Source organism: Streptomyces calvus, from assembly GCF_006782915.1.
GTDB classification, from domain to species: domain Bacteria; phylum Actinomycetota; class Actinomycetes; order Streptomycetales; family Streptomycetaceae; genus Streptomyces; species Streptomyces calvus.
Window position 1 is genome coordinate 103,020 of the sequence record NZ_VCNP01000058.1, and the last position, 12,014, is coordinate 115,033.

A 12,014-nucleotide genomic window follows, 5' to 3' on the forward strand; every position below is an offset into this window, starting at 1 on the left:
CCTTCCAGAACCCAGAGGATCCCACCCCCATGGCAAGCTCCGAAGACAAGCTCCGCGACTACCTCAAGAAGGTCACCGCAGACCTGCGACGCACACGTCAGCGGCTGGAGTCTGTCGAGGCCGACCAGAGCGAGCCGATCGCGGTCATCGGCATGGCCTGCCGCTTCCCCGGCGGCGTCCGCTCCCCGGAGGACCTGTGGCGGCTCGTTGCCGACGGCACCGACGCCGTCGGCCCGCTGCCCGACGACCGCGGCTGGGACCTCGACTCCCTCTACGACCCGGACCCCGGCACCCCCGGCAAGAGCTACGTCCGCGAGGGCGGCTTCCTCGACGGAGCCGCCGACTTCGACGCCGACCTCTTCGGCATCGCCCCCCGCGAAGCCCTCGCCATGGACCCCCAGCAGCGGCTCCTGCTGGAGACCGCCTGGGAAGCCGTCGAACGCGCCCGCATCAGCCCCGCCTCCCTCCGCCACACCGACACCGGCGTCTTCGTCGGCGGCGCCGACACCAACTACGGCTCCCTCGCCCGCACCACCGACGAGACCGAGGGCCACAACCTCACCGGCGGCGCCATGAGCGTCCTGTCCGGCCGCATCTCCTACACCCTCGGCCTGGAGGGCCCGGCCGTCACCGTCGACACCGCCTGCTCCTCCTCCCTCGTCGCCCTCCACCTCGCCACCCGCGCCCTGCGCGCCGGCGAGTGCTCCCTCGCCCTGACCGGCGGCGTCGCCATGATGCCGACCACCGAACTCTTCACCGAGTTCTCCCGGCAGCGCGGCCTCGCCCCGGACGGCCGCTGCAAGCCCTTCGCCGAAGCCGCCGACGGCACCGCCTGGGGCGAGGGCGTCGGCGTCCTCCTCGTGGAGCGCCTCTCCGACGCGCGCCGCAACGGCCACCGCGTCCTCGCCGTCATCCGCGGCACCGCCGTCAACCAGGACGGCGCCAGCAGCCGCCTCACCGCCCCCAACGGCCCCTCCCAGCGCCGCGTCATCGAGGCCGCCCTCGCCGACGCCCGCCTCACCCCCGACCAGGTCGACGCCGTCGAGGCACACGGCACCGGCACCACCCTCGGCGACCCCATCGAGGCCCAGGCCCTCCTCGCCACCTACGGACGCAACCGGCCCGCCGACCGGCCCCTGCGCCTCGGCGCCGTCAAGTCGAACATCGGCCACGCCCAGGCGGCCGCCGGCGTCGCCGGTGTCATCAAGATGGTCATGGCGATGCGCCACGGCCTGCTGCCCGCAACCCTCCACGTCGACACCCCCACCTCCCACGTCGACTGGACCGCCGGCGCCGTCGAACTCCTCACCGAGGCCACCGACTGGCCCGCCGCCGACCACCCCCGCCGCGCCGGTGTCTCCGCCTTCGGCATCAGCGGCACCAACGCCCACGTCCTGCTCGAACAGGCCCCCGCCCACGAGGAGGCGGAGGCGTCCGACGGCACGGGCCCGCAGGCCCCGGCCGTCGACCCCGCCGTGACCCCGTGGCTGCTGTCCGCCCGCTCCGCGGCCGCACTGCGCGCCCAGGCCGAACGGCTGCTCACCCACATCGGCGACCACACCGGCCCCTCGGGCAGCGGCCCCCGGTACGCCGACATCGCCCTGTCCCTGGCCACCAGCCGCGCCCCGCTCCCGCACCGCGCGGTGGTCCTCGCCACCGACCCCGACACCACCGCCCGGGCCCTCACCGCCCTCGCCGCCGCCGAACCGCACCCCGCCGTCCTGGAAGGCACCGCCCAGGGCGGCTCCACCGCCTTCCTGTTCTCGGGCCAGGGCTCGCAGCGGCTCGGTATGGGGCGTGAGTTGTACGGGCGTTTCCCGGTGTTCGCGGACGCTTTCGGCGCGGTGTGTGCGGGCCTGGACGGGCACCTGGAGCGGCCGCTGCGTGAGGTGGTGTGGGGTGAGGACGAGGAGGCGCTGAACCGGACCGCGTACGCCCAGGCGGGATTGTTCGCGGTCGAGGTGGCGCTGTTCCGGTTGGTGGAGTCGTGGGGTGTGCGGCCGGAGTTCGTGGCCGGTCACTCGATCGGCGAGGTGGCGGCCGCGCATGTCGCGGGTGTGTTCTCGCTGGCTGACGCGTGTGTGCTGGTGGCGGCTCGTGGGCGGCTGATGCAGGCGCTGCCGGCCGGTGGTGCGATGGTCGCCGTCGAGGCGACGGAGGCGGAGGTTCTGCCGCACCTGACGGATGAGGTGTCGGTGGCGGCCGTGAACGGTCCGTCGTCGGTGGGGGGTTCGGGTGCTGAGGCTGCGGTGGAGGCCGTGGCGGAGGGGTTCCGTGGGCTGGGGCGGCGTACGGCCCGGTTGCGGGTGTCGCACGCGTTCCACTCGCCGCTGATGGAACCGATGCTGGACGACTTCCGCGCCGTCGTGGACGGGCTGTCCTACGCGGACCCGGTCCTGCCGGTCGTCTCCAACGTGTCCGGTCGTATCGCCGCCCCCGGCGAACTCACCACCGCCGACTACTGGGTGACCCACGTCCGTGAGGCCGTCCGCTTCGACGACGGAATCCGCGCGCTGGCCGCGCAGGGTGTGACGCGGTTCGTGGAGCTGGGCCCCGACGGCGTGCTGAGCGGCATGGCCCGCGACAGCGCCGGAGACGACGCCCTGCTCGTAGCCCTGCTGCGCAAGGACCGCGACGAGGAGACCACGGCCCTCACCGCTCTCGCACGCCTGGCGGCACACGGCCTGACCGTCGACTGGCCCGCCTACCTCACCGGAACCGGCGCCCGGCTCATCGACCTTCCGACCTACGCCTTCCAGCACAAGCGCTACTGGCCCACGCCCGACGCGTCCTCCGCGGACGTCGAGTCCGCCGGCCTGCGCACCGCCGACCACCCCCTGCTCAGCGCGGCCGTCGAACTGTCCGACTCCGACGACCTCCTCCTCACCACCCGGCTGTCGCTCCGCACCCACCCGTGGCTGCGCGAACACGTCGTCATGGGCAACGCCCTGCTGCCCGGCACCGCCTTCGTCGAACTAGCGGTACGGGCCGGCGACGAGGTCGGCTGCGACCGCGTCGAGGAACTCACCCTGGCCGCCCCGCTCGTCCTCCCCGAGCAGGGAGGCGTCCAACTGCACCTCCACATCGGCCCGGCCGACGCCGCGGGCCGCCGCAGCCTCACCGCCCGCTCCCGTCCCGAGTCCGCGGACGACCGGGCCTGGACCGAGCACGCCACCGGCGTCCTCGCCCCGGGGACGGCTGCCGCCTTCGACACCGCCGCCTTCGACACCGCCGTCTGGCCGCCCGCCGACGCCGAGCCCGTCGACCTGACGGGACTCTACGAGGGCATGGCCGACGGCGGATACGAGTACGGGCCGCTCTTCCAGGGCCTGCGCGCCGCCTGGCGCCGCGGCGACGACGTGTTCGCCGAGGTCGCCCTCCCCGAATCCGCCGAGCGCGACGCCGCCGGCTTCGGCCTGCACCCGGCGCTGCTCGACGCGTCCGTGCAGATCTCCGCCCTCGGCGGACTCGCCCGAGGCGTCGTCCCGTTCTCCTGGGAAGGCGTGACCTTGCACGCCACCGGCGCCCGGGCCGTCCGGGTCCGCCTGACCCGGACCGGCGACGAGTCCGCCACCGTCGCCGTCGCCGACCCCGCCGGAGCACCGGTCGCCACCATCGAGAACCTGGTGCTGCGCGCCGTCGCCTCCGACAGCACCGTGGACACCACGACACGGGACGCCCTGTTCCAGCTGGCCTGGACGCCCGTCACCGCTCCCGCACCCGACAGCGGCGCCGAGGAGGCTGCCCCTTCCACGGCCGTCCTCGGCACCACCGACGACCTCCTCGCCTCCCTGACCGGACCCCACCACACCGACCTCGACGCGCTGCTGCACGCCGGTGCGGTGCCGGCGACGGTGCTCGCCGTCGTACCGCGGACCGGCCCGCAGGAGGCGGGCGTGGTCGAGTCCGCGCACCAAGCCGCAGCATGGGCACTGGAGTTGGTGCGTCGATGGCTGGCGGAGGAGCAGTGTGCCACCGCGCGCCTGGTCTTCGTGACGCGGGGCGCGGTCCAGGGCGACGACCTGTCCGGCTCCGCTGTGTGGGGCCTGGTGAGGTCGGCCGTCTCGGAGCATCCGGGACGGTTCGGTCTGCTGGATGTCGAGCCGGGTTCGGTGCTGTCGGCTGAGCTGCTGGCCGCGGTGGGGCGCGTGCTCGGTGAGGCGGAGTCCGAGGTGGTGGTGCGTGGTGGTGAGGTGCTGGTGCCTCGTCTGGCGCGCGTGACGCCTGCGGCTGGTGCGGGTGCGTCTGGCTGGGATTCGGTCGGTGGCGCGGTGTTGGTGACGGGTGGTACGGGTGGTCTGGGCCGGATCGTGGCCCGGCATCTGGTGGTTGAGCACGGTGTGCGGGACCTGTTGTTGGTGAGCCGTCGTGGTGCGGCTGCCGAGGGTGCGGATGCCGTGGTCGCCGAGCTCACCGAGCTGGGCGCACGGGTGGTGGTGGAGGCCTGCGACGTGGCCGACGCGGCCGCGGTCGCGGGCCTGGTGGGCCGGCATCCGGTACGGGCCGTGGTGCACACGGCGGGTGTGCTGGATGACGGTGTGGTGGAGTCGCTGACGGCCGAGCGTCTGGCGGGTGTACTGCGTCCGAAGGTGGACGCGGCCTGGAACCTCCACGAGGCGACCAAGGACCTCGACCTCACCGCCTTCGTGCTCTTCTCCTCCATGTCGGGCATCCTCGGCGGCCCCGGACAGGCCAACTACGCGGCCGGCAACACCTTCCTGGACGCCCTGGCCCGGCACCGCCGTACGCTCGGCCTGCCGGCCGCGTCCCTGGCCTGGGGCCCGTGGACCCACGACGCCGGCATGATCGGCACCCTGTCCGACACCGACGTACGACGCATCGCCCGCGCCGGCATGCCCGAACTCACCCCCGAGCAGGGCACCGCCCTGTTCGACGCCGCCCTGGCACTCGACGAACCCGTCGTCCTGCCCGTGCGCCTCGACCTGCCCGCCCTGCGGGACCAGGGCGACATCCACCCCATGCTCAGGAGCCTGATCCGGGTTCGGGTGCGGCGGTCGGTTGCCGGTGGTTCGGTGGCGGCGGCCGGTCTGGTGCAGCGGTTGGAGGGGTTGGGCCGGGACGAGCGGCGTGAGGTGCTGCTGGACCTGGTGCGTGGCCAGATCGCCGTGGTGCTGGGGCATGCGGGTGCGCAGACGGTGGATCCGGGGCGTGCGTTCCAGGACCTGGGCTTCGATTCGCTGACGGCGGTGGAGCTGCGGAACCGGCTCGGCAAGGCGACGGGGCTGCGGCTGCCGGCGACGGTGGTGTTCGATTATCCGACGGCGAACGCTCTGGTGGGTTATCTGCTGGACGAGTTGTTCGGTGTGGTGGAGTCGGCTGCGGTGGTGCCGGTGGGGTCGTTGCCGTCGGTGGCGGATGATCCGGTGGCGATCGTGGGCATGGCCTGCCGTTACCCGGGCGGTGTGTCATCGCCGGAGGACCTGTGGCAACTGGTCTCCGAGGGCGTCGACGCCGTCTCCGAGTTCCCCGTGAACCGAGGCTGGGACCCGGACGTCCTCTACAACCCCGACCGCGAGGCCACGGGCACCAGCTACACGAAGGCCGGCGGCTTCCTGCACGACGCCGGTGCCTTCGACGCGGACTTCTTCGGCATGAGTCCGCGAGAGGCGGTGGCCACGGACGCGCAGCAGCGGCTGCTGCTGGAGACGACGTGGGAGGCGATCGAGCGGGCCGGGATGGACCCGGTGTCGCTGCGCGGCAGCCAGACCGGCGTCTTCGCCGGCGTCATGTACAACGACTACGGCAACATGCTCGCCGACGAACAGTACGAAGGCTTCCGCAGCAACGGCAGCGCCCCCAGCATCGCGTCCGGCCGCGTGGCCTACACGTTCGGGTTCGAAGGGCCTGCGGTGACGGTGGACACGGCGTGTTCGTCGTCCCTCGTCGCGCTGCACTGGGCGGCGCAGGCGCTGCGGTCCGGTGAATGCTCGCTGGCGGTGGCCGGTGGTGTGACGGTCATGTCGACGCCGACGACCTTCGTGGAGTTCTCGCGGCAGGGTGGTCTGTCGGCGGACGGCCGGTGCCGTTCGTTCGCGGATGCGGCCGACGGGGTCGGTTGGTCCGAGGGCGTGGGCGTGCTGGTGCTGGAGCGGTTGTCGGATGCGCGGCGGAATGGTCACCGTGTGCTGGCGGTGGTGCGTGGCAGTGCGGTGAACCAGGACGGTGCGTCGAACGGTCTGACCGCGCCGAATGGTCCGTCGCAGCAGCGGGTGATCCGGCAGGCGTTGGCCAGTGGTGGTCTGTCCGCTGGCGATGTGGATGTGGTGGAGGCACACGGCACGGGCACGACGCTGGGCGACCCGATCGAGGCACAGGCGCTGCTGGCCACGTACGGCCAGGACCGGCCGGAGGACCGGCCGTTGTGGCTGGGGTCGGTGAAGTCGAACCTGGGTCACACGCAGGCGGCTGCCGGTGTCGCCGGTGTGATCAAGATGGTGATGGCGATGCGGCACGGTGTGCTGCCGCGGACGCTGCACGTGGATGCGCCGTCGTCGCATGTGGACTGGTCGGCGGGCGCCGTGGAACTCCTGACCGAACCGGTGCCGTGGTCCAGCGAAGAGCGTCCGCGTCGAGCCGGTGTGTCGTCGTTCGGCATCAGCGGCACGAACGCACACGTCGTCCTCGAACAGCCCGCAGCCGAGATCACGGACGACGAGGAGACCGGAACCGGCGGCCTCGCCTCCCTCGCGCCCGGAGTGGTCCCGTGGGTCCTCTCCGGCAAGACCGAGGCCGCACTGCACGCCCAGGCCGCACGCCTCCTGGCCCGCGTCGAAGCCGCCCCCGAACTGCGCGCCGTGGACCTCGGCCATTCGCTGGCCACCCAGCGCTCCGTCTTCGACCACCGTGCCGTCGTCCTCGCGGACGACCGCGACTCCGCCGTGCGCGGACTGGCCGCGGTGTGCGTGGGCGAGAGCGACCCTGCTTCGATCGTCGGCGCGACCGAACAGGGCCGTACGGCGTTCCTGTTCTCGGGCCAGGGCTCGCAGCGGCTCGGTATGGGGCGTGAGTTGGACGGGCGTTTCCCGGTGTTCGCGGACGCTTTCGACGCGGTGTGTGCGGGGCTGGACGGGCACCTGGAGCGGCCGCTGCGTGAGGGGGTGTGGGGTGAGGACGAGGAGGCGCTGACCCGCCCCGCGCACGCCCAGGCGGGATTGTTCGCGGTCGAGGGGGCGCTGTTCCGGTTGGGGGAGTCGTGGGGTGTGCGGCCGGAGTTCGTGGCCGGTCACTCGATCGGCGAGGTGGCGGCCGCGCATGTCGCGGGTGTGTTCTCGCTGGCTGACGCGGGTGTGCTGGTGGCGGCTCGTGGGCGGCTGATGCAGGCGCTGCCGGCCGGTGGTGCGATGGTCGCCGTCGAGGCGACGGAGGCGGAGGTTCTGCCGCACCTGACGGATGAGGTGTCGGTGGCGGCCGTGAACGGTCCGTCGTCGGTGGTGGTTTCGGGTGCTGAGGCTGCGGTGGAGGCCGTGGCGGAGGTGTTCCGTGGGCTGGGCCGTCGTACGTCCCGGCTTCGGGTGTCGCACGCGTTCCACTCGCCGCTGATGGAACCGATGCTGGACGCATTCCGCGAGGTCGCCGAAGGACTCGCCTACGGCGAACCGCGGCTGCCCGTGATCTCCAACGTGACGGCAACAGCGGCGGAGCCGGGCCAGTTGGCGTCGGCCGACTACTGGGTGACCCACGTCCGTGAGGCCGTCCGCTTCGACGACGGAATCCGTGCCCTGGCCGCCCAAGGTGTGACGCGGTTCGTGGAACTGGGCCCGGACGGTGTGCTGAGCGGCATGGCGCGCGAGAGCGCCGGAGACGACGCTCTCCTCGTCCCGCTGCTGCGCAAGGACCGCGACGAAGTCACGGTCGCGCTGACCGCGTTGGCCGAGCTGTACGTCCGTGGCGTTCCCGCCGACTGGGCCGCCGTGCTCGACGGCACCGACGGCCGTCCCGTCGACCTGCCGACGTACGCCTTCCAGCACGAGTACTTCTGGCCCGCGGGCTCGGCCACCGGCACCGGTGACATACGTTTGGCGGGCCTCGGCACCGCCGGTCACCCGCTGCTAGGGGCGGCCGTCGAACTGGCCGGCGCCGACGGCGTGGTGCTCACCGGCAGGCTGTCGCTCCAGGCCCAGCCCTGGCTGGGCGACCACATGGTGCACGGCTCGGTCCTCGTACCGGGGACGGCGCTGCTGGAGCTGGCGATCCGCGCGGCCGACGAAGTCGGCTGCGACACGGTCGAGGAGCTGACCCTGTCGGCCCCGCTGCTCCTTCCGGCCCACGGCGGCACCCGCATCCAGGTCACCGTCGGCGAACCGGACGAGTCGGGGCGCCGTAGCGTCGCCGTGCACTCGCGCGAGGACAACGACGACGAACGCGGCTCCTGGACCCTGCACGCGGAGGGCATGCTGGCCGACACCGCCCCGACCGTCCCGCAACCGGACTTCGACGCCTCCGTGTGGCCGCCGAAGGACGCCCGCCCGGTCGACGTGACCGACTGCTACGAAACACTGGCCGAGGCCGGCCTCCGTTACGGCCCGGTCTTCCAGGGACTGCGCGCCGCCTGGCGCCGCGGCGACGACGTCTACGCCGAGGTGACACTCAACGACGACGTCGACGGCGGCACCTTCGGCCTGCACCCCGCACTCTTCGACGCGGCCCTGCACGCCTCCTACGCCTTCGGCGGCGACGAGCCGCACGACGCCGCGCCCGGCGGTGTGCCGTTCTCCTGGGAGGGCGTGCGCCTGCACGCGTCCGGAGCCTCCGCGCTGCGCGTCCGGCTGACCAGGACCGGGGAGGACTCGCTGGCGGTGGAACTGGCCGACCCGGCCGGCGCCCCCGTCGCCTCCGTGGAATCCCTCGTCGTACGCTCCGCCTCGACCGTCGGCGGCGGAACCGGCAGCGGTACGAAGCCGCTCTACCACGTGGACTGGGTGCCCGCCCGGGCTGCGGCCGGCACCCTCCCGGCGGAACCGGTCGCGCTGCTCGGCGGCAACGCCCTCGCCTCGGTCATCACCGACACCGACGGCCTCATCACTGCCGCCGACCTGGACGCACTGGCCGAGCGGGAAGTGCCGGGCACGGTCCTGGTCACCGTGACGAACTCGCTGCCGGACGTCGTCGAGTCGGCGCACCACGCGGCCGCTCAGGCACTCGAGTTGGTGCGGAAGTGGCTGGCGGACGAGCGGTTCACCGCCTCTCGGCTGGTCTTCGTCGTCGGTGCCTCCGAGACGACCGGGAGTGCTGAGGGCCTGACGGCGGCTCCGGTCGGAGGACTGGTGCGCTCCGCCCAGCTGGAGCATCCGGGACGGTTCGGTCTGCTGGATGTCGAGCCGGGTTCGGTGCTGTCGGCTGAGCTGCTGGCCGCGGTGGTGCGCGTGCTCGGTGAGGCGGAGACCGAGGTGGTGGTGCGTGGGGGTGAGGGGCTGGTGCCGCGTCTGGCGCGCGTGACGCCTGCGGCTGGTGCGGGTGCTTCCGGCTGGGATTCGGTCGGTGGCGCGGTGTTGGTGACGGGTGGTACGGGTGGTCTGGGTCGGATCGTGGCTCGGCATCTGGTGGTTGAGCACGGTGTGCGTGATCTGTTGTTGGTGAGCCGTCGTGGTGCGGCTGCCGAGGGTGCGGATGCCGTGGTCGCCGAGCTCACCGAGCTGGGCGCACGGGTGGTGGTGGAGGCCTGCGATGTGGCCGATGCGGCGGCGGTGGCGGGTCTGGTGGGCCGGTATCCGGTGCGTGCGGTGGTGCATGCGGCGGGTGTGCTGGATGACGGTGTGGTGGAGTCGCTGACGGGTGAGCGTCTGGCGGGTGTGCTGCGTCCGAAGGTGGATGCGGTGTGGAACCTGCATGTGGCGACCCGGGACGTGGATCTGGCTGCGTTTGTGGTGTTCTCGTCGGTGGCGGGGACGTTCGGTAGTGCGGGTCAGTCGGCTTATGCGGCTGGTAATGCGTTCCTGGATGCTGTGGTGCGGCATCGTCGTGGGCTGGGGTTGCCGGCGGTGTCGTTGGTGTGGGGTCCGTGGTCGCAGGACGCGGGCATGACGCAGGCGCTGTCGGAGACCGACCGCCGACGCATCGACCGCGCCGGCATGCCTCCGCTGACTCCCGAACTCGGCACCGAGCTCATGGACGCCGCGCTGGCCGTCGACGAACCCGTCGTCCTGCCCGTGCGCCTCGACCTGTCGGCCCTCCGCGCCCAGGAAGAGGTGCTCCCTCTGCTGCGTGGGCTGGTACGCGCTCGGGTGCGGCGGTCGGTTGCCGGTGGTTCGGTGGCGGCGGCCGGTCTGGTGCAGCGGTTGGAGGGGTTGGGCCGGGACGAGCGGCGTGAGGTGCTGCTGGACCTGGTGCGTGGCCAGATCGCCGTGGTGCTGGGGCATGCGGGTGCGCAGACGGTGGATCCGGGGCGTGCGTTCCAGGACCTGGGCTTCGATTCGCTGACGGCGGTGGAGCTGCGGAACCGGCTCGGCAAGGCGACGGGGCTGCGGCTGCCGGCGACGGTGGTGTTCGATTATCCGACGGCGAACGCTCTGGTGGGTTATCTGCTGGACGAGTTGTTCGGTGTGGTGGAGTCGGCTGCGGTGGTGCCGGTGGGGTCGTTGCCGTCGGTGGCGGATGATCCGGTGGTGATCGTGGGCATGGCCTGCCGTTACCCGGGCGGTGTGTCGTCGCCGGAGGACCTGTGGCGGCTGGTGTCCGAGGGCGTCGACGCGGTGTCGGAGTTCCCGGCTGATCGTGGGTGGGATGTCGACTCGCTGTTCAGCGAGGACCGGGATGTGCCGGGGACGTCGTACACGCGATCGGGTGGGTTCCTGCATGATGCCGGGGACTTCGATCCCGAGTTCTTCGGGATGAGCCCGCGTGAGGCGGTGGCGACGGACGCGCAGCAGCGGTTGCTGCTGGAGACGACGTGGGAGGCGATCGAGCGGGCCGGTATGGATCCGGCGTCGCTGCGCGGCAGCCAGACCGGCGTCTTCGCCGGCGTCATGTACCACGACTACGCCAACCTCCTGAACGGCCCCGAATTCGAGGGCTACCAGGGGAGCGGCAGCGCGGGCAGCGTGGCCTCGGGCCGTGTGGCCTACACGTTCGGGTTCGAGGGGCCTGCGGTGACGGTGGACACGGCGTGTTCGTCGTCCCTCGTCGCGCTGCACTGGGCGGCGCAGGCGCTGCGGTCCGGTGAATGCTCGCTGGCGGTGGCCGGTGGTGTGACGGTCATGTCGACGCCGATGACCTTCGTGGAGTTCTCGCGGCAGGGTGGTCTGTCGGCGGACGGCCGGTGCCGTTCGTTCGCGGATGCGGCCGACGGGGTCGGTTGGTCCGAGGGCGTGGGCGTGCTGGTGCTGGAGCGGTTGTCGGATGCGCGGCGGAATGGTCACCGTGTGCTGGCTGTGGTGCGTGGCAGTGCGGTGAACCAGGACGGTGCGTCGAACGGTCTGACGGCGCCGAATGGTCCGTCGCAGCAGCGGGTGATCCGGCAGGCGTTGGCCAGTGGTGGTCTGTCCGCTGCTGATGTGGATGTGGTGGAGGCACACGGTACGGGTACGACGCTGGGCGACCCGATCGAGGCACAGGCCCTCATCGCCACCTATGGCCAGGACCGGCCCGACGACCGACCCCTGTGGCTCGGCACCATCAAGTCGAACATCGGACACGCCCAGGCGGCTGCCGGTGTCGCCGGTGTGATCAAGATGGTGATGGCGATGCGGCACGGTGTGCTGCCGCGGACGCTGCACGTGGATGCGCCGTCGTCGCATGTGGACTGGTCGGCGGGCGCCGTGGAACTCCTGACCGAACCGGTGCCGTGGTCCAGCGAAGAGCGTCCGCGTCGAGCCGGTGTGTCGTCGTTCGGCATCAGCGGCACGAACGCACACGTCGTCCTCGAACAGCCCGAAGCCGAACGTCAGCTGGAGTCCGCGGAGACCGAGGCCCCCGAGGCCGTGGCCGCTGTGGTGCCGTGGGTGCTTTCGGGCCGGACTGAGGCTGCGCTGCGGGCGCAGGCCGAGCGGTTGCGGAAG

1 protein-coding gene (only partly in view) is annotated in these 12,014 nt (G+C 72.3%); it reads left to right on the plus strand.

Features of this window, described 5'->3' with window-relative positions; genetic code table 11:
- Window positions 1-29 precede the first annotated feature (29 nt).
- Window positions 30-12,014, plus strand: the beginning of a protein-coding gene (locus FGW31_RS33555; protein WP_142197383.1) for a type I polyketide synthase. The gene runs 20,130 nt beyond the window's last position; only the first 11,985 of its 32,115 coding nucleotides appear in the window; it begins with the start codon at window positions 30-32; its stop codon lies beyond the right edge, outside the window.